The organism is Bacillus sp. UNCCL81, from assembly GCF_900112535.1.
In the GTDB taxonomy this organism is placed as follows: Bacteria; Bacillota; Bacilli; order Bacillales; family Bacillaceae_G; genus Gottfriedia; species Gottfriedia luciferensis_B.
On sequence record NZ_FOMF01000004.1, the window covers coordinates 395,681 to 417,566 of the forward strand.

18 protein-coding genes and 1 other annotated feature are annotated in these 21,886 nt (G+C 33.4%); of the genes, 5 read left to right on the top strand and 13 right to left on the bottom strand.

Annotated elements, in window-relative coordinates:
• Positions 1–261 precede the first annotated feature (261 nt).
• On the top strand, positions 262–4,383 hold the full coding sequence (locus tag BM319_RS11375) for a S8 family serine peptidase (protein ID WP_091022705.1): 4,122 nt from the start codon (positions 262–264) through the stop codon (positions 4,381–4,383).
• Positions 4,384–4,453: 70 nt separating this feature from the next.
• Here the strand turns inward: BM319_RS11375 and BM319_RS11380 are convergent, their stop codons facing one another.
• A complete protein-coding gene (locus BM319_RS11380; protein ID WP_056472680.1) occupies positions 4,454–4,666 on the bottom strand; it encodes a hypothetical protein in 213 nt (70 codons plus the stop codon).
• 43 nt (positions 4,667–4,709) lie between these two features.
• Positions 4,710–5,042, bottom strand: coding sequence for a DUF4257 domain-containing protein (locus tag BM319_RS11385; RefSeq protein WP_056472677.1), 333 nt, complete (start codon positions 5,040–5,042; stop codon positions 4,710–4,712).
• Positions 5,043–5,347: 305 nt separating this feature from the next.
• Here BM319_RS11385 and BM319_RS11390 point away from each other — a divergent pair, with 305 nt between their 5' ends.
• Both BM319_RS11390 and BM319_RS11395 read left to right on the top strand, forming a co-directional pair.
• Positions 5,348–7,108: a hypothetical protein gene (locus tag BM319_RS11390; RefSeq protein ID WP_069035142.1), complete on the top strand. Its 1,761-nt coding sequence runs from the start codon at positions 5,348–5,350 to the stop codon at positions 7,106–7,108.
• Positions 7,109–7,231: 123 nt separating this feature from the next.
• Complete coding sequence (locus tag BM319_RS11395; protein ID WP_091022707.1) at positions 7,232–7,864, top strand: DUF2306 domain-containing protein; 633 nt, start codon at positions 7,232–7,234, stop codon at positions 7,862–7,864.
• Positions 7,865–7,896: 32 nt separating this feature from the next.
• Here the strand turns inward: BM319_RS11395 and BM319_RS11400 are convergent, their stop codons facing one another.
• Positions 7,897–9,186: a replication-associated recombination protein A gene (locus BM319_RS11400; protein WP_091022709.1), complete on the bottom strand. Its 1,290-nt coding sequence runs from the start codon at positions 9,184–9,186 to the stop codon at positions 7,897–7,899.
• A 138-nt stretch (positions 9,187–9,324) separates the two neighbouring features.
• Here BM319_RS11400 and BM319_RS11405 point away from each other — a divergent pair, with 138 nt between their 5' ends.
• Both BM319_RS11405 and BM319_RS11410 read left to right on the top strand, forming a co-directional pair.
• Positions 9,325–9,756 (top strand): SANT/Myb-like DNA-binding domain-containing protein, encoded by a 432-nt coding sequence (locus BM319_RS11405; protein WP_069035145.1) that lies wholly within the window; start codon positions 9,325–9,327, stop codon positions 9,754–9,756.
• Positions 9,757–9,856: 100 nt separating this feature from the next.
• Positions 9,857–10,075: a hypothetical protein gene (locus tag BM319_RS11410; protein WP_069035146.1), complete on the top strand. Its 219-nt coding sequence runs from the start codon at positions 9,857–9,859 to the stop codon at positions 10,073–10,075.
• Positions 10,076–10,259: 184 nt separating this feature from the next.
• Here BM319_RS11410 and BM319_RS11415 read toward each other — a convergent pair whose 3' ends face one another.
• The 10 genes from BM319_RS11415 to recJ all read right to left on the bottom strand — a co-directional run bounded on the left by BM319_RS11415 (position 10,260) and on the right by recJ (position 21,855).
• Positions 10,260–10,505 carry a hypothetical protein gene (locus BM319_RS11415; RefSeq protein WP_069035147.1) on the bottom strand — a complete coding sequence of 82 codons (246 nt, stop codon included), beginning with the start codon at positions 10,503–10,505 and terminating at the stop codon, positions 10,260–10,262.
• Between the two features lie 86 nt (positions 10,506–10,591).
• Positions 10,592–11,359: a tRNA threonylcarbamoyladenosine dehydratase gene (locus BM319_RS11420; protein WP_069035148.1), complete on the bottom strand. Its 768-nt coding sequence runs from the start codon at positions 11,357–11,359 to the stop codon at positions 10,592–10,594.
• Positions 11,360–11,524: 165 nt separating this feature from the next.
• A complete protein-coding gene (gene aspS / locus BM319_RS11425; protein WP_091022711.1) occupies positions 11,525–13,294 on the bottom strand; it encodes an aspartate--tRNA ligase in 1,770 nt (589 codons plus the stop codon).
• 19 nt (positions 13,295–13,313) lie between these two features.
• The gene (gene hisS, locus BM319_RS11430) at positions 13,314–14,579 is read right to left on the bottom strand and encodes a histidine--tRNA ligase (RefSeq protein ID WP_069035150.1); all 1,266 of its coding nucleotides are present in this window, start codon (positions 14,577–14,579) and stop codon (positions 13,314–13,316) included.
• Between the two features lie 67 nt (positions 14,580–14,646).
• Positions 14,647–14,874, bottom strand: a binding site (T-box leader).
• 71 nt (positions 14,875–14,945) lie between these two features.
• Positions 14,946–15,119, bottom strand: a complete 174-nt coding sequence (locus tag BM319_RS24710) for a hypothetical protein (RefSeq protein ID WP_088013656.1) — start codon at positions 15,117–15,119, stop codon at positions 14,946–14,948.
• 745 nt (positions 15,120–15,864) lie between these two features.
• Positions 15,865–16,044 carry a hypothetical protein gene (locus tag BM319_RS11435; RefSeq protein ID WP_069035151.1) on the bottom strand — a complete coding sequence of 60 codons (180 nt, stop codon included), beginning with the start codon at positions 16,042–16,044 and terminating at the stop codon, positions 15,865–15,867.
• Positions 16,045–16,177: 133 nt separating this feature from the next.
• Positions 16,178–16,618, bottom strand: coding sequence for a D-aminoacyl-tRNA deacylase (gene dtd / locus BM319_RS11440; protein ID WP_091022713.1), 441 nt, complete (start codon positions 16,616–16,618; stop codon positions 16,178–16,180).
• A 15-nt stretch (positions 16,619–16,633) separates the two neighbouring features.
• Positions 16,634–18,829 carry a RelA/SpoT family protein gene (locus BM319_RS11445; protein ID WP_069035153.1) on the bottom strand — a complete coding sequence of 732 codons (2,196 nt, stop codon included), beginning with the start codon at positions 18,827–18,829 and terminating at the stop codon, positions 16,634–16,636.
• A gap of 162 nt (positions 18,830–18,991) precedes the next feature.
• A complete protein-coding gene (locus tag BM319_RS11450; protein ID WP_069035154.1) occupies positions 18,992–19,504 on the bottom strand; it encodes an adenine phosphoribosyltransferase in 513 nt (170 codons plus the stop codon).
• Positions 19,504–21,855, bottom strand: a complete 2,352-nt coding sequence (gene recJ, locus BM319_RS11455) for a single-stranded-DNA-specific exonuclease RecJ (protein ID WP_091022715.1) — start codon at positions 21,853–21,855, stop codon at positions 19,504–19,506. The genes BM319_RS11450 and recJ overlap by 1 nt, the downstream gene beginning before the upstream one ends.
• Positions 21,856–21,886 lie beyond the last annotated feature (31 nt).

Consider the following 21,886-nt stretch of genomic DNA (forward strand, 5'->3'; position numbering starts at 1 on the left):
ACTAGTCTAACTTTTTAACAAACCGTAGAATAAAAACGTTTAGTCTTACTCCTCCATTTTCACAAATAATCTACTGTCCTAAAAATCCGCCCAATTTCTTTCTACACGAAATGTTGTTAATTCAAGGTTTCACTAAATTGCTTACACTTTAATCAGTTAAAATTAACAAAAATGCATCAAAAATAACCCGCCTTTTATTCAAAGAATATTCTGTAAAATAAATACTAGTAGTTTATTAATTGAGAAAGAAGTGGGGAAAAAATGCGAAAATCAAAGAAAAGTAAAACGAATCACCTTACAACCATTGGATTAAGTACTTGTCTACTGTTTGGAACCTTTGCACCTATTACTGATCATTTTAATGCAAATGCTGAAACAATTTCTTCAAGTGAAGCGATATTAGCTACATTGACATCAGAACAAAGAGCGGCACTTCAAACATTAAATTCGAACGAATTCAAAACGGGATTGCATCTTTCATCAGATGTAGATTTAAATAGTTCAAAAGAAGTTTCCGTAATTGTTGAATTTAATGTTCTTCCCGCGAAAACTGAACAGTTAACGGCAGCTGCTAAAGGAAAAAACATTTCACTTGATACCGCTAAGGCCAAAGTAGAGAAATCTCACATTCAATTTAAAAAAGATTTACAAGAAAAAATAGGTAAAGATACGAAATCGAATCGAACTATTTATCAAATTAAACATACTTATAAACATTCACTTAATGGAGTCTCATTAACTCTCCCTGCAAATCAGATTAAAAAATTATTAAAATTTAATGATGTGAAAGCAATTTTCAGTGATTCTCAAGTTCGAGTAAATCCTCCAAAACTGATTGATGAAACAAAGGACAAAACAAACGTTGACAGTATACCATTTTTAAAAGTAGATCAGCTTCATAAAGAAGGCATTACTGGAAAAGGAATAAAGATTGGCGTAATTGATACTGGTATTGATTTTAATCATCCTGATTTAAAGGATGCGTATAAAGGTGGATATGACTTCGTAGACAATGACAACAATCCAATGGAAACGACTTACGATGATTGGAAGAAATCTGGAAAACCTGAATTCTATATTGGTAATGCTTATTATACCGAGCACGGTACGCACGTTTCAGGTACGATTGCTGGACAAGCTAAAAACGATTCAGATTTCAAAGTAACAGGCATAGCGCCTGATGCTGATTTATATGTATATCGTGTTCTAGGTCCCTATGGTAGCGGCGCAAATTCTTCGGTAATTGCTGGAATTGATAAGTCCGTAGAAGATGACATGGATGTGATAAACCTATCATTAGGAAGCGATTATAATGACCCATTAGACCCTACAAGCCTAGCAATTGATAATGCTGTACTAAGTGGTGTCACAGCAGTTGTTGCAGCAGGAAATTCAGGCGAGTACGGAATGTCTACATTAGGCTCGCCGGGTGCAGCTGCACTAGCATTAACCGTTGGGGCAAGCTCAGCATCTACTAAAGTAACAACCTTTAAAAGTAGTTTTAAAGTTGGAAAAAGAAAAATAAACGGAACATTACAGTTAATGACTAAAAAATGGACCGATGACTTTAGCAATCTTTCTGGAAAATCATTTGATATTGTAAATGTTGGAGAAGGTGGTCCAAATGATTATTCCGGAAAAGATGTAAAAGGGAAAATAGCATTTGTTATACGTGGCACATATGCTTTAATCGATAAAATGAAGTATGCAAAACAAAACGGTGCAACAGGAATTATTATATATAACAACAATAGTAACGAGGGGCAAATTCCATACTTTTTAGGAGAGAGTAATGACAATATTCCAGTCTTTTCGTTGGATAATAATACTGGCTCGGCAGTTAGGGATTTATTACCAACTGGTCCATTAACTGTTTCATTAGGTGCATTAGGAGAGAGTGAAATTCCCGGTGATGTATTAGCAGACTTCAGTTCAAAAGGTCCATCAGGAACTTTATACGATATAAAACCAGAAATAACAGCGCCAGGCGTAAATGTACTTTCAACAGTTCCTTCCTATATCAATAATAAAAATGATAAGAATGATTATTCATCTGCATATGAAAGAATGTCAGGTACATCAATGGCGACTCCCCATGTTGCAGGTATTGCAGCACTTTTACTGCAAGCAAACCCAAGCTATAAACCTGCTGATATTAAAACAGTATTAATGAATACAGCGGACCCATTAAACGGTAAGAATAGCGTATTTGAGATAGGCGCAGGCAGGGTTGACCCTTATGAAGCTATTCATTCTGATACAGAAATATCAGTTTTAGATGAAACACCTTATATTGAAAATGGACAAGAGCATATGATTCAAGAGCAAACAGGTGGTCTTAGCTATGGTTTTATTCCTATGAATAATGAAACTTCTTTCAACGAGTCAAAGAAACTTGTAATCTCTAACTCAAGCAAAAAAATGAAAAAATACGTTATTTCTGTAGAATATAATGTAGGCGCGCAAGGTTCATTGGATGCTGAAAAAAACGGTGTAAATGTAAAATTATCTGAGGATTCTTTTAAGATAAAATCAGGTACTCAAAAAGAACTTTCTGTCTTATTAACAGTTCCAAAAACAGCTGAAAAAGGAACGTATGAAGGATACATTCGTATTGAAAATGAAAAAAATCCTGAAGAGAATTATCAAATTCCATTTGGCGCACGTGTTGTTGAAGAAGGATTTAAATATTTTGCGACCCACTCTCCATCTATCTCAAATAATCGTGTAATCGCACAATATAGTATTAAAGATACTGATTTAGATTTCAATTTAAATTCACCTATGAAAACCATCGATTTTGTTTTAGTTGATCCAAAAACAGATAAAGATTTAGGGTTAATCACTTCAATCAACACGACAGGTGCTGCTGTAGACTATGATTATTATTTACAAGATGGATTTGCAGGTAGATATTTCCCCTTTACTGGAAATGCTAAAAAGCCGATTGGATTTACTTCTATTTCAGCTCCAGATGGCGTTTATAAAATTAAAGCCATTGGAACAAATCAAGCTGGTAAACAATTTGTCAAAACTGATAAAGTCTATATCGATAATAACGGTGCAACGCTCTCATTAGATCAAACAAATGCTATACCAAAAGGAGATCTTCCATTTGTTGAATTAGCACCAGATCAAAAAACAGTTACGTTATCGGGCACGGTAATCGATAACGAAGTAAGTGAAATGCAAAAGAACGGAATGAATATAACACAATCTACTAACAAGGTATATTACGGCTCTAATGGACCAGCATTAAGTATAAGCGTAGATGAAAATGGTAAATTCTCGAAAGAAATTTCTGTAACTGGCTCTTCGTCTGCTACAATGCTTCAATTTGTAGGTGCTGATCGAGCTGGTAATTCATCTGTTGCACCAAAGGTAATTTACTATGTAAAAGCTGGTTCGCAATACATTTATGCTAAGCCCAATAAAGAATCAATAACTATGGGTGATAAAGTAACCTATACTTTGTTTAGCCATGGATTAAAGAACGCTAAAGAAATGAGCTTTTCGATAAATTACTTGAATAAATATTTTGATTCTGTTGAGATAGAAAAAAACAAAACATTACCAGATGGTTCTGATCTTACTACTACTACTAGCGGTACAACTAGCTTAACTTCAAACATTACATTGAAAATGCCTAACGATGGTATTTCAGGGGATGTGCCATTAATCGATCTAGTATTTGATACTAAAGCAGATGAATATGTAAATGTACTTAGTCAACTATTTAATATTTACGGAGGGGCATACAAAGATTTTAGTGGAGCAACTGTTAGACCACTGATGCAAACAGGTCTACTTCCAATCTTTGCACCCTATTCAAAAGTACAAGCTCAGCTTGGAGCACAAGGCCTATACAAAGAAGATGGCACTTACAATTATTCAACGGATTACACAACTGTTGGTGCAAGTGTTAAAGTACAAGATTCTAAAGGTAACTTATATATAGGTGAAATACAAAAAAACGGCCAAATCTTTATTAACAACCTGCCTTCGAACGAACTTCTTTACACTGTTATTGTAGATGTTCCAGGACATTTTACTACTTACACTCCGCTTGAAGTTGGAAGAAAAGCTGGAAATATAAGTATTGGAGAAAGCATTTATTACTACACTGCTAAATCGAAAGCTGGAGATATCAATAAAGACAACGTGGTCGATCTAAATGATGCAATTTTGCTAGAAGCAAACTGGAATAAAAACAATCGAAATACTGACATTAACTTTGATGGCATTACCGATACAAAAGATTTTAAATTACTAGAAACCAATTATTTAAAAGAAAATGATTATGTTTTAGATACACCGAGTCCAGTCCAAGAGCTTAATGGTCAAACAATCCAAACAATTAAAGCAAAACTAGGAATTAACTAAAATAAAGAACTGGAACTCTAATTTTGAGTTCCAGTTTTTAGTTGCTAAATAAAGTCAATTAAATGCTTGCTTAACTTTTCAATTTACCAGCACGTACGAATTGAGCGGCTGCCGCTTTTTCATCGAAATCTTCAACATTTTTTCTAGATTCTTTTATGTTGTTTAAAAAGCTTATGACTTGGAATTCGATACTTTTAATTTCGTATTCAGTATCAGCATTTAATAAATCTTCTAATAAATCTAAATAAATTGCTTTCTCTTCGGGTGTTAGCACTAGCCTCATTACATGCCTCCTTCATCTTTTGCCAAGTAAATTATTGAAAATACTACACAATTTGCTTAGAAATATTATGCAGTGAACTTACCCTTTCCCGTTCAGTGTTAAGTGCTCTGCTTAAAAGAAAGCTTTGAGATGAGAGACCAGCTAATATACAGTATCCGATTACCATACGCATATCTTTTAACATGTTTTCTGGTATAAATAAAGAAACAAATAGTGTCGCGGCTGTTGCTCCAAATAAAATATCTGCAAGAAAACCTAAATAAAAGCCTTTCTTTCGTCTCACCGGAAGCATAATCGTACCTTTGTTAAACAGGATGTGAAAAATAAATCCGGTCACTCCACCAATGACAACCGCCAGGACATAGAGCTTAACCATGTTCATCCTCCTCTATTTTTAGGTACAAAAAAAATTCCTACTTTCGTTTCGAGAATTAGTTAATCGAAATGATCGCTAGGATTGGACAAGTTCTATATAAAATATGAACAGCTTGTTCTTATTATTATAAAAGCTTAAAAATAAATTATCAAAACAATTTGTAAAATTTATCCAATTATGACAAAAAATAAGGTAAAAGACCTGAGTTTTCATTTAAACAAATACACTACAAGACTATTTAACTATTTCTCATTACCCTTATTATGATATATTGGAATTAAAAAGAAGCTAGAGGAGGTTTTAAGTTGGCTGTACAAAGAAAATTCAAGAAAATAGTAAATCAATTACGCCACCAAGATCTATATCAGCGTGCAAAAGGCATAGACCAACTTAGAAAGTCTCTTCAATCAGGTGCTTCTATTGAATCATTAAAATATTTATTAGAAGAAGCGGGAAGCAATTTCCCGAAATCAATAGAAGATTGGGATGATGGAAGCTATCACTTAGTTGGGTTTTGTTCAGAGTTTGCACTCCAAGAATTAATAACTCCAATCGAAAAGAATTTTGAAGCATATAGTGAACGAGCAAAACTTCAAGCTCTTTATTTATTAATAAGTCTAAAATCAGAGTTAGCTAGAGATGCATATATACGAATCATTGAAAAAAATAGTAAACGGTACTCGCTTGATATCGATGTTCAATTCATTTTCGAAGAGACAAATTGGGCTCCAGAACTTGTAAAAAAACTATTACATTTAATCGAAAATGAAGAAACTGCAGTTTCAATTTTCCATCTGATTCTATTGTGTAAAAGAAATTCAATTTCTTTACCATTTTCATCCGCTGAGAATGATTATATAATCGAACAAATTAAAGTTTTATATAAGCTTAAACGAGATTCATATTTAAATTATGATCAAGATTACAACTTAAAATATGTGTACCAAGCTTGGAAAGAATCTTACCTCATCGTTCGCACAGAAATGGGTATTTACCTTCAATTAATGCAATATTATTTTGACGATAGCATGCATGAATATTTAAAAGAAGCACTTGAGTATAAAGATCCTTACTTAAAAGTGGATGCTGTTATTTCACTGATGGAACATGGCGTACAAATTGAAAAAGAAATCCTTGATTATTGTGCTCATAATATTGAATCTGCGGTATGGTTTTATACAAAATTAAATGAATTTTCAAAGAAAGATATGTACACATTTACAGAAGAACATCAACATAGTTTTGTGAAAAACAGACTGTTTCTTTATTTAATTACTCATGAAGATTTTGGTGTGATTCCCGACGAGATAGAAATTATAAAACGCTATGATACTTCCAACTATTATGAACAAGAAGTAACTTATTATTTAACTAAATTCCGTAGTCAGCAAGAAAACTGGGCAGAAAATGATTGGATGGCTGCATATGTAGGGGCTTATATTTCTGAACAAATTCCTAGTCCACGATTTTATGATGAAACAATTACGGCATTTACAAAATGGGATAAATATACTGAGGATGAACATAAAGCTCAACTTGAATTATTAAATAAAGAAGAAAACGATAAATTAGGTCAAGAAGTCATTTTGGAATCAAAGCCTAACTGGCATTTTGGTACTTATTTCCTCGGATTTCTAACTGCTGTTAGAACAGGTACTGCTTTTGGAAATCACGATCCTATTTATTTTTTATTACTAGCTTTACTATGGATTATTTTCTTATATAAAGTGTATGCAACAATTCAACTTCGCAAAGAGTCTAAGTTAATTTTAACAAGTAGACAGCTAACTTTAAAAAAAGGTAATGAATTGAAGTCGATCGAGCTTCATAAGATAAATCGGATGACAATCGAACTCCGAAAATGGGGTAAAAACGAAGGCAAAATGGCAGCATATCAACGAAAAGTAAATTATATTGTTTTCTATGATAAAGATGATGAAGAGATTTTATCAATCCCTTCAACTTTTATTAAACCCGATTTACTTTTCCTTGAGATAAAATTATTAACTAGTCATTTAGTTGATTCTCCAACTATTGAAGTTTTTGAAAATGATGTTAGTGCTTAAATGTAAAGTCGGGACTCGAATCTCGACTTTTTTTATTCATGTTCCGTTCATAATAGGTTGTTATGATATTACTTAAAGATTTTATACATATTATCAACTAAATATCGGGGGACAGGTTAATTTATGAATTCTAGAAAAAGTTGGTGGATTTTATTTATTATATCGTTATGTGTCATTGTTCCATTTATGGCTCCTTATTTTCTTATTGATCCTGAGAAAAGTCGTATCCAAATTAGTTCAACTTCAATTCAATATCCTACTTTAATTACACATATCTTTTTTGCGTTTATTGCTTTAATTGCTGGATTTTTACAATTTGTAAAAAAGATTAGATCTCGTTATCCAAGAATCCATCGAATGATTGGAACTATTTACTATACTAGCGTTTTTATTAGTGGAATTTTGTCATTGATCGTAATATTTTATATTGAAAATTTTTCAAAAGTAATGTCTTTTCTTGTTTTAGCTATACTTTGGATTTTCACTACCATAAAAGGTATTCATAGCGCTAAGAAGAAAAACTACAATGCTCATCAAATCTGGATGACTCGAAGTTTTGGAATCACTTTAGTAGCAGTAAGTGGTCGAGTTTTAGTGCCATTTATATTATTAGCCTACTTTTTGCTAAATGGATTGCATCTACCTGGTGGAAGAGAACGAATGGTCGAGGAAGCCCTAAATGTTAATATTTGGGTAGGTTTATTAATAAATTTAATCATAATTGAGTGGATTATATTAAAAAGAAAGGTAGATTAAGCGACCAATTTCGCTTTATATCTACCTTCTCTTTAATTACGATTTTTCTTAAACTGCTGTAGTTTTTCAAAAATAGCCCCGTAGCGTTTTTCGTTACCTGCTTCTTTTGGTTTATAGTAAACTTGATTTACTAGTCGATCTGGAAGATATTGTTGATTTACCCAACCACCAAAATTACCTAAAGGATGATCATGCGGATAAATATAACCAACCCCATGCCCCATATCCTTTGCTCCAGCATAGTGCGCATCTTTTAAATGTGCTGGAATATCATCGTGTAGCCCACTTCTCACATCATTTAATGCTCGATCAATTGATGTGACACTAGAATTCGATTTGGATGACAAACAAAGTTCAATTACTGCATTAGAAAGAATAATTCTTGCTTCAGGAAATCCAACTTGCTTTGCGGCTTCACAAGCCAGGACAACCTTCCATGGATCGCCGGCTAATCCGATATCCTCATAAGCAATCACTAATAATCTTCGAATAATGCTAGTTAAATCGCCCGCTTCAATGAGCCTGGCCAAATAATAAAGTGCTGCATTTACATCACTTCCACGAATACTCTTTTGGAAACCAGACAATGTGTCATAATGAAAATCTCCATTTTTATCATGATTAAAACCTTTTGAACGAAGAAATTCATCAATAATTTCATCTTGTACTACAATCGTTCCGTCTGACTCTTTTGTTGAACCGTATACAATTGATTCCAAAATATTTAATGATGATCTTGCATCTCCGTTTACTCCATGAGCAATTTTTAAAATTTGTTCCTCTGAAATTTGGATTTGCAAATTTCCTAATCCTCTATCCTCATCTCTTAATGCTTTATCTAATAATTTATAAATATGTTTTGGTAAGAGCGGTTCTAATTTTAAAATGTGGTTACATCGAGATCGTATTGCACTGTTAACATCGTGGTATGGGTTCTCAGTTGTTGCCCCAATTAACGTGATAAACCCGCTTTCTACATATGATAATAAATAATCCTGTTGCAACTTTGACCAACGATGAATTTCATCTGCAAAAAGAATGATCTCACCGAACATTTTCGCCTCATGAACGATATCCTCAAGTTCTTTTTTACCAGAAGTAGTCGCATTTACAGTTACAAAACGTTTATCAACAGTACCAGCAATTGCATGGGCAAACGATGTCTTACCTATTCCAGGTTCCCCGTGTATTAACATTGAAGGAACTCGTCCGTTATGTATTAATCGATATAACGCTGATTCTTTTCCGATAATTTTTTCCTGACCAATTAATTCATCAATCGTTCTTGGTCTCATACGGTATGCTAGAGGTTCATGACTCATTTTTCTCCCTCCTTTATAACTCTTTTTACTATTGTAATTGAATTGGAAACATTTTTCATCTGCACCTAGGAAATATTTCTTTTGACTAACAATTTATTTGGTGAAGATAATAATAGATGAAATAAAGAAGGTGAAAAAATGAATGCCCCAAAAACAAAATGGTCACTTGAAGATGAAAACACATTAATTGAACTAGTTGAAAAATACGAAAGTAAAGGTAAATCGAAGCAAGAAGCATTTGAAATGGTAGCAAATATTATCAATCGGACAAAGACAGCATGTGCTTCTAGATACCGAAAACTATCAAAAGATCAATTTAGAGAAATAAACAAACCTAAAGAAGTTAGCAAGTTAAATATGCTTATAAATCCTCCTTCAATCAATATTGAAATGGTCATCCAATTCTTAATGAATTTCGAACAAAACAATCAAGCTTCGAAGGAAAATATACAGTTAAAAGAAAGAGTAGTTAAATTAAAAATTGACAATGAAAATTTAAACAAACAAATTGTTAATCTAAAAACATTAATCCAAAAGAAACAAAATGTTTTGCTCAATCTAACAGAATAAATTTGGACAAAATAATGTAAAACATTCACAGTATATCATCACTTGTACTATTGTATAATGAAGTAACAATATGCAAAGCAATAGTAAGGAGTATAATGAAATGAATTGGAAAAAAGGCGGTTTATGGATTATTATATTTTTTATTATTAAAGGTACGTTATCTACATTATTAATAGTTACCGGTGCCAAATACTTTAACTTATCATATCTCCAAATTCTACTTCTTGTAGTTGGACTATTAGTTATTTCACTAATTGGACGTCAATTTGTGAGAAGACGGAAAAATAATGCTAAAAATGAGAAGGACTTAAATATGTAACCCCTTAGCCTATAAAGTAATGTGTCCGAGCAGACTGATTGAAAGCGCTAGTCTTTCGTGGCGTGAAGCCTAGTGAGGAGCGGAGTTACCCTAGACGGTAATGAACACCGCAGACTGGTGAAGCAACGAAGAAAGCGAGCGTTTTCGGGCAGTCTGAAACCCCCAAGAAATTTGGGGGTCTTTTTTATTTATTAGGCTTACGTTTATTCATTTCAATCGATTCCATATCGTTTACAACGCCATCTTTGCCAACCTTACCGTTTTTCTCAACTACATTATTTTTCCTGTTATACTTAACATTTAAATGATTGGATAAATTATCTACACTATGCTGTTTTGAATCTTTTTCCACGTCACTTGTACTATTACAAGCAGTTAATATTGATAATGATAATCCGAAAGTACAAAATACTTTCAATGCTCTATTCAATATCAAACACCTCCTATTGAAGGTAGTTTTTACATTAATAAATAAAAAAACTGTAGGAAATTAATTCCTACAGCTAGTATTATTAGTTATTCTTTACCTACACGCTGAATTTCAATATCCTTTATTAATTCACGTACTGCATGACTAGCTGCGATTAAGCCAGCAACTGATGGTACAAAGGCGTTTGAAGAAGGTGGCATTTTTGCTTTACGAATTTTTGTATTTTCATCTGGTACGATTTCTTTACGTACATCTTCACGAATAACAATAGGACTTTCATCTGAATAGACAACTGTTACTCCTTTTTGAATACCTTCTTTGCGAAGTTTAGTTCGAATAACCTTTGCAATAGGATCGTGAGTTGTTTTTGATATATCAGCAATTTTAAATCGAGTTGGATCCATCTTATTAGCAGCACCCATACTTGAAATAAGTGGAATTCCACGACGACGACACTCTTTAATTAAGTGAATTTTATATGTAATTGTATCAGAAGCATCAATTACATAATCTAATGGAATTTCGAAAAACTTTTCAAATGTTTCTTCTGTATAAAACATTCTATGTGTAATTACTTCGCACTCAGGATTAATCTCAAGAATACGTTGCTTCATCATTTCTACTTTAGGCTCTCCAACAGTTGATAATAAAGCATGAATTTGTCTATTCACATTTGTAATATCAATAACATCTTTATCCACTAGTATTAAACGTCCGACTCCAGAACGCGCTAAAGCTTCGGCAGAAAATGAGCCAACGCCTCCAATACCTAAAATAGCTACCGTACTGTTTTGTAATCGCTCTAAACCTGCTTTACCAAAAGCAAGCTCATTACGAGAAAATTGGTGTAACATTTATTCAACTCCCACTATCTTAATCAGATTACAATGATTTAAATATACATGATACAAGCTATTTACATCAAGCTTGAATTAAAGAAAAACCGAATTTTTCTTAATCCTTCAACAAGAAAAAGGAAAGGATTAAGAAAATTAATTCCTTCACCCTTCCTTTTTATTTTACTCTTCTACAGTTGTTTTTAACGCTAATTCTTCTAATTGTGCAGAAGAAACTGGACTTGGTGCATTTGTTAATAAGCAACTTGCTGATGCTGTTTTAGGGAATGCAATTGTGTCACGTAAATTTGAACGACCTGCAAGTAACATAACAATACGGTCTAAACCTAAGGCAATTCCGCCGTGTGGTGGAGTTCCGTATTCGAATGCTTCCATTAAGAAACCAAATTGCGCTTGTGCTTCTTCTTCAGAAAATCCTAAGCATTTGAACATTTTCTCTTGTATGTCTCTTTCGTAAATTCGAACTGATCCTCCACCAAGCTCGTAACCATTTAGCACTAAGTCATAAGCTTGAGCTTTAACACTACCTGGATCTGTATCTAATTTATCAATATCTTCACGAACAGGTGAAGTGAATGGATGATGAGCAGCAAAATAACGATTTAAATCTGCATCATATTCAAGTAATGGCCAGTCAGTAACCCATAAGAAATTGAATTTAGATTGATCAATTAAATCTAAGTCTTTACCTAGTTTTAATCGAAGTGCACCTAAGCTATTTGCAACTACTGAAGCATCTGAAGCTACAAATAAGATTAAGTCTCCTGCTTGTGCCTCTACAGCTAATTTTAATGTAGCAAATTCTTCTTCACTAAAAAATTTAGCAATTGGACCTTTGAAACCATCTTCTTCAAGTTTTAACCAAGCAAGACCTTTTGCTCCATAACGACCAGCATATTCTTGAAGAACATCGATGTCTTTACGAGAATAATTTGCTGCTTGACCTTTTACATTTAAACATTTTACTTGGCCACCGTTTTCAACAGCTGATGTAAATACTTTGAATCCACTTTCTTTAGCGAAAGAAGATACATCAATTAACTCTAATCCGAAACGAGTATCAGGCTTATCAGATCCATAGCGATTCATCGCTTCATCATAGCTCATACGAGGAAGTGGTGTAACTAGTTCAATACCTTTTGTTTCCTTCATCATTTTAACCATCATTCTTTCAGACATTTCCATTATTTCCTCTTGAGAAAGGAAGCTCGTTTCAATGTCTATTTGAGTAAATTCTGGTTGACGGTCAGCACGTAAATCTTCGTCACGGAAGCAACGTGCAATTTGGAAATAGCGTTCAAACCCTGAAACCATTAATAATTGTTTAAAAATTTGAGGTGATTGTGGTAATGCATAAAACTCACCAGGATGTACTCGGCTAGGAACTAAATAGTCACGAGCTCCTTCTGGTGTACTCTTTGTTAAAATTGGCGTTTCAACTTCTAAGAAGTCTTCACCATCTAAGAAATCACGAATTGATTTTGTAATTTTTGAACGTAATTTAAAAGTGTCATACATAACTGGACGACGTAGATCTAAATAACGATATTTTAAACGAAGGTCTTCTGCTACTTCCGTTTTATTTTCAATTGCAAATGGAGGATTCTTAGCTTTATTAATAATCTCAAGCTTTTCAACAGAAACTTCAATTGCTCCCGTTTCAAGATTTGTATTAGCTGTACCTTCACCACGAGATACTACTTTCCCGTGAACGTGAAGAATAAATTCATTACGAACAGTTTCAGCTAGAGCTAAAGCTTCACCTGAAGTTTCAGGATTAAAAACGATTTGTACAAGTCCAGAACGGTCACGTAAATCAATAAAAATTAATCCACCTAAATCACGTCTTTTTTGTACCCATCCTTTAAGTGTTATACTTTGACCAATATGTGATTCTCTTAGTTCTCCACATAAATGCGTTCGTTGTTCCATTTTCAATTCCCCCATTTGTTTATTTAGAGCTTACGTATTTTACAAAGATGTCTAATGCAACTTCTTCTTGTACACCAGTCTCTTGGTCTTTTAAATTAATGACTCCTCGAGATAATTCTTCTTCACCTAGAACCGCTACATATTTTGCTTTATAACGCTCCGCTGCTTTGAATTGCCCTTTTATTTTACGATCTTGGTAATCTTTTTCACAAACAAGACCAGCTTTACGCAATTGATATAAAATAGCCGTCGCTTCTTTTTTCACTTCTTCTCCAAGTCCAATTAGGAATACATCCATTTCTTGTTGGATTGGAAGCTCGATTCCTTCTGTTTCAAGAGCTAATAATAAACGCTCTATACTTAATGCGAAACCAATACCAGGAGTATTAGGACCACCGATTTCTTCAACTAATCCGTTATAACGACCACCACCACTTAAAGTTGAAATTGTACCGAATCCTTTACCTTCTAACATGATTTCAAATACAGTGTGATTATAATAATCTAAACCACGTACTAAATTTGAATCGATCTCAAACGGAATTTTCATAGCTGTTAAATAAGATTGTACAGCTTCGAAATAGTTCATAGATTCTTCATTTAAATATTCTAAAATGGATGGTGCTGTCTTCATCGAAGGGTGATCGTGATCCTTTTTACAATCTAAAACACGTAATGGATTAGTTTCTAAACGATTATTACAATCACTACATAACTCATGTGCTACCGGTTTAAAATGCTTCACAAGCGCTTCACGGTGTGCTTTACGGCTTTCTAAGTCACCTAAACTATTAAGTACTAACTTAACATTTTTCAATCCAAGACCACGATATAAATCCATTGATAGAGCTAATACTTCTGCATCGATCGAAGGATCATTACTACCTAAAGCTTCGATACCGAATTGTACGAACTGACGATAGCGACCAGCCTGTGGACGTTCATAACGGAACATAGGACCGATATAGTACAACTTTGTAGGTTGATTGCCATTTCCGTACATTTTATTTTCAACATAAGAACGAGCGATTGATGCAGTTCCTTCTGGACGTAATGTTAATTGACGATCTCCACGATCAGTAAATGTATACATTTCTTTTTGAACAATATCCGTTGTATCTCCAACACCACGTTGGAATAATTCAGTATGTTCAAAGATTGGTGTACGAATTTCGTTATAGTTATATCGTTTGCATAAGTCTCTTGCAAACTTTTCAATATACTGCCATTTTTCAACTGTACCAGGTAAAAGATCCTGCGTACCTCTTGGGATATTAATCGACATTTTAAATCCTCCTAAATAATAAACCTTTATAAATACAAAAAACCCTCGTGCCTACTGAAATAAAAACAGTAGGGACGAGAGTTATAAGCCCGTGGTGCCACCCTAATTGAAGAACAATAAACTGTTCTCCCACTTTCATCGTTAACGCCGATTACGTTTATCCTTACTAGAAATCGTTCAGAATAAAGCCTCAGGAGTGTCTTTCAAATAGTCTACTTGTGGAAATGCTCTCAGCCACGGCACTTCCTCTCTATACAAGAGATCCTATCCTACTTTTCTCCGTCTATGGAATGTTACTATGTATCAATATGTTATTTTATATCTTACGTTCGGATACAACAAATGTCAAGAACAGTTAAATATTTTTTACGAACGCTCCAACTGTCTTTTTAAATCACGCACTTCTCTTAAAGTTAAACCAAACTCACTTGCCATCTCTAATGAATTCGATTCTTGCCCCCTATTTTGAAACTCATGAAAATCCATATTCAAGACACCTTTTCTACCGGATCCTAGACTATTACGATTATTTATTCTCATGCTGCAGTCTCCTTCCAAGTATGTTGTTATATAGGATGTCCAATTAATTAATGGATTAAACAATCAAAATATTACCTGAATACTTTGGGAAGCTTTTAATTGAATTAATATTTTTTGTACATCACTTATATAGTTCTATGGATTCAGAGAAAACGAAATGGAATCTAATCAATTTTGAGTAGTATTTAATGTGGATATTCTTGAAAGTAGATTTTATTTAGTAAAATTTGATGTTTTTATTGATAATTACATAAATCTATTGAGATTAATTGTGTTTATCAGGGTTTTATTTGCGATTTCTGATTTTTAATTGCGATTCTCTATTTTTATTTGCGATTCCTAGTTTTTATTTGCCATTCCCAAATTTTATTTGCCATTCCCAGTTTTTATTTGCGATTCCCGAATTTTATTTGCCATTCCTAGTTTTTATTTGCAATCCCAGGGTTTTATTTGCGATTCCCTATTTTTATTTGCCATTCCAGGTTTTATTTGCCATTCCCAAATTTTATTTGCCATTCCTAGTTTTTATTTGCGATTCCCGAATTTTATTTGCCATTCCCAGTTTTTATTTGCGTTTCCCAAATTTTATTTGCGATTCCCGAATTTTATTTACCATTCTTAGTTTTTATTTGCCATTCCAGGGTTTTATTTGCCATTCCCTATTATTATTGCGATTTCCAGTCATTACTTACTATATCCAACAAATCTTCCTCTCAACTAAAAAAACCATGGTACATACCATGGTCTAATGAAATATTCTTAAACTAGATTGAACACTTTCAACTGATCCGTCTATGAAATACATTAATCCGTAATAAACTAGGATGATTAAAATAACAAATAAAAGTGCTTTAAAGAAACTTTTGAGGATTGTAAACAAAATTACACCAGCGATTAGAATTAACACGATTGTAATTATGTCCATATAGTTACCTCCTCTGAATTCTTTGTAAGAACCCGTGTACTTCAGTATATTCGTTAAATGAAGTTATTATTTTAATAATTAAGTCTATCAAAAAAAAATGCCTCCTTTTTGGAAAAGGAGGTTAAAGATTAGCTTATTTACTTTCAATCATAATGGTAATTGGTCCCCAGTTTGTAAAGGTTACTTCCATATCTGCACCAAATATGCCCGTTTGTACTTCGTATCCTTGTTCTCGTAAATATGAATTAAAATATTCGTATAATTCATTTGCGATTTCTGGTTTAGCTGCATCTGTGAAGCTTGGGCGTCTACCTTTTCTCGTATCGCCATATAAGGTGAATTGAGAAACGGATAGAATCTGGCCTCCAACATCATTTAATGATAAATTCATTTTTCCGAGTTCATCTTCAAAGATTCTTAGGTTAACTGCTTTGTCAGCACAATATTTAACATCTTCTATAGTGTCTTCATGCGTTATTCCGACTAACAATAATAACCCTTTAGGTATTTGACCTACTACTTTTCCATCTACTACGACTTTTGCTTCTTTTGTGCGCTGTAATAATACTTTCATAAGCGGCACCTCCTATTAGTGGAAAATACGTCTCACAGAGTAAATGTCTGGAATTTGTTTAACCTTATCCACTACTTTTTGCAGGTGGTTTATATTACGAATAGACAAACTCATTGTAATAGTTGCCATTTTATTTCGATCATTTTTTCCTGTTACTGAAGAGATATTCGTTTTTGTTTCATTTACAACTGAAAGAACTTCATTTAAAAGACCACGACGATCGTAACCGAAAATTTCTATATCAACGTTATAATCACGTTCAAACGTTGGGCTTTCTTCCCAATCAACTTCAATAAAGCGATCTTCTTCACTATCATTTAACATGTTTACACAATCGCTTCTATGAACTGAGATTCCTCTGCCTTTTGTGATATAGCCAACAATATCATCACCTGGTACAGGATTACAGCATTTTGATAAACGGATTAATAAATTATCTACACCTTTTACAGAAATTCCAGCATCTTTTCGACGTGATGGAGCTTTTTTAAGATCCGAGGAAAGTTCTTTTAATCGGTCTTCTAGCTCAATTTCTGTACGTTTACGGAATCTATCTGTTAAACGGTGAGCAATCTGTGTTGCAGTAATTCCATTGTATCCAACGGCTGCATACATATCTTCTGCATTAGAGAAATTAAATTTCTCTGCGACGCGTTTTAAATTTTCAGATGTTAATACTTCTTTTAAATCACATTCTAAAGCCTTAATTTCTTTTTCAACTAATTCCTTGCCCTTTTCAACATTCTCTTCTCTTCTTTGCTTTTTAAAATATTGACGTATTTTATTTTTAGCATGTGAAGACTGAGCGACCTTTAACCAGTCTTGGCTAGGTCCATACGAATGCTTCGATGTCATAATCTCAACGATATCACCGGTTTTAAGTTTATAATCAAGTGGTACCATTTTTCCATTTACTTTTGAACCAATTGTTTTATTTCCAATTTCAGAGTGAATTCGGTAAGCAAAATCGATTGGAACAGATCCTAGTGGTAATTCAAAAACATCACCTTTTGGAGTAAATACAAAAACCATATCAGAGAATAAATCCATTTTTACTGATTCCATGAACTCTTCTGCATTTGTTGAATTATCTTGCCATTCGATAATTTCACGGAACCAACTTAATTTATTTTCTAACGTTTTTTGTGAAGTAAGATTTCCATTATCTTCTTTATATGCCCAGTGTGCTGCAACACCATATTCAGCAATTTGGTGCATTTCTTGTGTACGAATTTGTACTTCTAGTGGTTCACCTTTTGGTCCGATTACAGTCGTATGAAGAGATTGATACAGATTTGCCTTTGGCATGGCAATATAATCTTTAAAACGACCTGGCATTGGTTTCCAGCTTGTATGAATTACGCCTAAAACAGCGTAGCAATCTTTAATACTATTAACAATTACACGTACGGCTAATAAGTCATAGATCTCGTTAAATTGTTTATTCTGCTTAGCCATTTTATGATAAATGCTATAAATATGCTTAGGACGTCCAGAAATTTCTGTTTTGATTTCTACATCTTCAAGTTGAGTTGAAATTTCGTTTATAACCTCTTCTAAATATTGCTCGCGCTCTGCTCTTTTTCGCTTCATTAAGTTAACGATTCGATAGTATTGTTGTGGATTTAAATAGCGTAATGCTGTATCTTCAAGCTCCCACTTTACTTTACTAATCCCTAGTCGATGAGCTAGCGGTGCAAATATTTCTAACGTTTCATTTGCAATTCGCATACGTTTTTCTTGAGGTAAGTGTTTTAACGTTCTCATATTGTGAAGGCGATCGGCTAATTTAATTAATATAACTCTCAAGTCCTGTGCCATCGCTACAAACATTTTGCGATGATTTTCAGCTTGCTGTTCTTCCTTCGATTTAAACTTGATTTTACCTAACTTTGTTACACCATCTACAAGCATAGATACTTCTTTGCCAAAATGGGTCTCTAAGTCCTCTTTAGATACTTCAGTATCCTCTACTACATCATGAAGAAACCCAGCACTAATGGTTGTAGCATCCATCTCTAAGCCAACAAGGATACCTGCTACTTGAACCGGATGTATAATATATGGTTCACCTGACTTACGAAATTGCTCACTATGTGCGTCACGAGCATATTCATAAGCACGTTTAATAAACGCCACATCATCCTCTTTTAAATAATGGGTCGCTTGCTCTAAAACCTGTTCTGCTGTCAAAACTTGCTCAGTAGCCATCTAATCACCTTAAATCATTATTTCTTTTATTATCATGAAAATTTCGTTTTTTGTAAAGCAGGAGTCGTCAAATTTCATTTTTTTTTGCAGATCTTTGATAGAAAAAGAGCACTCTGATTAATCAGAGTACCCCGTTTGGATAACATTATCATATGTTAAAAATTAATATGTCATTAGTGTAAATATATCATAACCTTCTAATTTTTTACGACCTTCTAAGTAAGAAAGCTCAATTAAGAAAGCAATACCTACTACAATTCCACCTAATTCTTCAACTAGTTTGATTGTAGCTTCAATCGTACCACCAGTAGCTAATAAATCATCAGTGATCAGAATACGTTGACCTGGTTTAATAGCATCTTTATGCATTGTTAACGTATTTGTACCATATTCTAAATCGTAGTTGTAGCTAATAACTTCACGAGGTAATTTACCTGGTTTACGAACAGGTGCAAAACCTATTTCTAAAGCGTAAGAAATTGGACAACCAACGATAAATCCACGAGCTTCTGGTCCAACTACTAAATCAACATCTTTTTCTTTCGCATAAGCTACGATTTGATCAGTTGCTTCTTTATAAGCTTTTCCATCATTCATTAATGATGAAATATCTTTAAACTGAACGCCTTCTTTTGGCCAGTCTGGTACGATCGTTATATAATCTTTTAAATTCATTAAATAAGTGCCTCCCCATTTTCGGAAAAATGACTTTTCATATTTTGAAAAAATGTAGTTAATTCATCACATTTTGAGTACAGAAACAAACGTTCTAGTTCAATACTAGCTAATTTTCTTGCATAGGTATTAGATAAAGAGAGATCTTTCTTCTCAGTTTGTGGCAACAAACGAATTTTTCCATCCTCTATTGTAACAAATTCTAAATCAAAAAACACCTTTGTCATAAAATCGACTTGTTCTTTTTTCCATCCCATCTTACGACATAATGCCACTTCATACATGTTCATGTCAAATGGATTAGTATTCGCTAAGATTGAATAGAATTTTTTAAAACTTTCTCTACTCGGAATTGGTGAGAAGAAATGTAATTCTTCTTGATTAAAAATTAAGTAGATACGTTCTGATAATCCTTTTCGAAATACCTCTTTCAAATCATTTTCAGAACTAGGTAAATCAAGTAGGATCACATAATTATTTTGTATATTAATATCTAAGTTTAGTACATCTTCGTATGCAACAAACGTAGAAATAGGATATTTAGTCTTTAAATTTTCATATTCATTTGATGATTGATGTAAAAATATGAATTTTTCTTCGGTATGAGGTAAAGTTAATCGATGTGGCTCTTGACCTCTTAAGTCAAATAACTGCCAATGATTTACTTTAATATCATGAATCATTAACTGTGGCTTTCGTTTACCATTCCATTCATTGATAGAAGCCATTCCTAAGCAGGATACTTTTGAACCAGCTGCAATTTCATTAGCAACATGTCCAAATCCGAACCCTACAGCATCAAGGAATGTAACGTCATCTTTTAGTTGTACTTTAAGATGTGCACCTTCATTACCGATTTGTTTAATATTTAGAGCATCAACCTCATTTATTTCTAAAACAGGTTTTGGATTATGCATCCCAAAAGGTGCCAGCATATTTAATTCATTAATAAATGAGATTGAAACTTCACTAGCCTGACATTTTAAATCGACTTCTTTTAATGGGATAAAATCTTCATCTGTCATAATTTGATCTGCATATTCATTTAAACGATGTCTTAATAGCTCGACTTCTTCAATAGCTAATGTCATACCAGCAGCAAGTGTATGGCCTCCAAAATGAGGTAAAATATCTTTACATTTTGTTAAGTTTTCAAATAAAGAAAAACCTTCAATGCTCCTTGCAGAACCTTTTGCAATTCCTTTTTCATGATCAATACTTAGAACAATTACTGGTTTGTAAAAGCGATCAACTAATTTCGAAGCTACGATTCCAACTACTCCTGCATTCCAGCCTTCTTTTGCGACAATAATCACTTTATTTGAACAAGATGAATCAAGTTCGTTAACTTGCTTAATTGCCTCTTCTGTCATACGTGAAACTAATTCTTGTCGTTCCTTATTTAAGATTTCAATTTGCTCTGCTCTTTTTTTAGCAATAGCTCTATCATTTTCTAAAACTAAATCTACTGCAGGCTTAGCATCGCCAAGTCTACCAACTGCGTTAATTCTAGGACCAATTGCAAATCCAATTGTTTCTTCCGTAATTGAATCTGTTGTGGTTCCACTAATTTCTAAAAGAGCTCTTAGTCCTTCACGCTGAGTTTGCTTTAGTTGCCTTACACCTTTTTTTACGATTAAACGATTTTCATCAACTAATGGTACTAAATCAGCAACTGTCCCAATCGAAACTAGTTCCAAATATTCCTCTGGCTCCCTACCTAATAATGCGGAAGCGAATTTAAACACAACTCCTACACCTGCTAATTCTTTAAAAGGATAGCTAGGACTTAGCTTTGGATGAATAATTGCAATAGCGTTTGGTAATACTTCTGGTGGTTCATGATGATCCGTAATAATTACATCCATACCTAGTTCATTTGCAAAATTAACTTCCTCAGCTGCAGAAATACCTGTATCTACAGTAATGATTAATGAATAACCTTGTTCATTTGCCCATTTAAATGCATTCTTATTTGGACCATACCCTTCAGTAAAACGATTTGGTATATAAAAATCTACTTTTGCTTCTAGTTCGATTAATGTTAAATACAATACTGAAGTACTGCTAACTCCATCTGCATCATAATCGCCAAAAATTAATATTTTTTCATCTTCTTCAATTGCTTGAAACACTCTGTCAATTGCAAGATCCATACCCTCTAATAAAAACGGGTCATGAAAGCTCATTTGATCTTCATATAAAAACTTACTTGCTGCATCTACTGTATTAAATCCACGAGTAACAAGTAGCTTAGCTAATAGAGGGGAAATCTGTAATTCTTTACTTAATAATTGCTCTTCTTGGTGATTCGATAATTTCGGTTTCCAACGTGCTTTTGACTTTAACAATACTCTCACCCCTAACTGTACTATTATACTA

What these genes read in the sequence shown, in the direction of transcription:
- dtd (WP_091022713.1), bottom strand. Translation starts at nt 16,618, where the DNA reads ATGAAAGTATTATTACAGCGCACAAAAGAAGCAAAAGTCGTAGTAGAT.
- BM319_RS24710 (WP_088013656.1), bottom strand. Translation starts at nt 15,119, where the DNA reads ATGAGAATAAATAATCGTAATAGTCTAGGATCCGGTAGAAAAGGTGTC.
- BM319_RS11405 (WP_069035145.1), top strand. Translation starts at nt 9,325, where the DNA reads ATGAATGCCCCAAAAACAAAATGGTCACTTGAAGATGAAAACACATTA.
- aspS (WP_091022711.1), bottom strand. Translation starts at nt 13,294, where the DNA reads ATGGAACAACGAACGCATTTATGTGGAGAACTAAGAGAATCACATATT.
- BM319_RS11395 (WP_091022707.1), top strand. Translation starts at nt 7,232, where the DNA reads ATGAATTCTAGAAAAAGTTGGTGGATTTTATTTATTATATCGTTATGT.
- BM319_RS11400 (WP_091022709.1), bottom strand. Translation starts at nt 9,186, where the DNA reads ATGAGTCATGAACCTCTAGCATACCGTATGAGACCAAGAACGATTGAT.
- BM319_RS11385 (WP_056472677.1), bottom strand. Translation starts at nt 5,042, where the DNA reads ATGGTTAAGCTCTATGTCCTGGCGGTTGTCATTGGTGGAGTGACCGGA.
- BM319_RS11450 (WP_069035154.1), bottom strand. Translation starts at nt 19,504, where the DNA reads ATGAATTTAAAAGATTATATAACGATCGTACCAGACTGGCCAAAAGAA.
- BM319_RS11375 (WP_091022705.1), top strand. Translation starts at nt 262, where the DNA reads ATGCGAAAATCAAAGAAAAGTAAAACGAATCACCTTACAACCATTGGA.
- BM319_RS11380 (WP_056472680.1), bottom strand. Translation starts at nt 4,666, where the DNA reads ATGAGGCTAGTGCTAACACCCGAAGAGAAAGCAATTTATTTAGATTTA.
- BM319_RS11435 (WP_069035151.1), bottom strand. Translation starts at nt 16,044, where the DNA reads ATGGACATAATTACAATCGTGTTAATTCTAATCGCTGGTGTAATTTTG.
- BM319_RS11410 (WP_069035146.1), top strand. Translation starts at nt 9,857, where the DNA reads ATGAATTGGAAAAAAGGCGGTTTATGGATTATTATATTTTTTATTATT.
- BM319_RS11420 (WP_069035148.1), bottom strand. Translation starts at nt 11,359, where the DNA reads ATGTTACACCAATTTTCTCGTAATGAGCTTGCTTTTGGTAAAGCAGGT.
- hisS (WP_069035150.1), bottom strand. Translation starts at nt 14,579, where the DNA reads ATGTCGATTAATATCCCAAGAGGTACGCAGGATCTTTTACCTGGTACA.
- BM319_RS11445 (WP_069035153.1), bottom strand. Translation starts at nt 18,829, where the DNA reads ATGGCTACTGAGCAAGTTTTGACAGCAGAACAGGTTTTAGAGCAAGCG.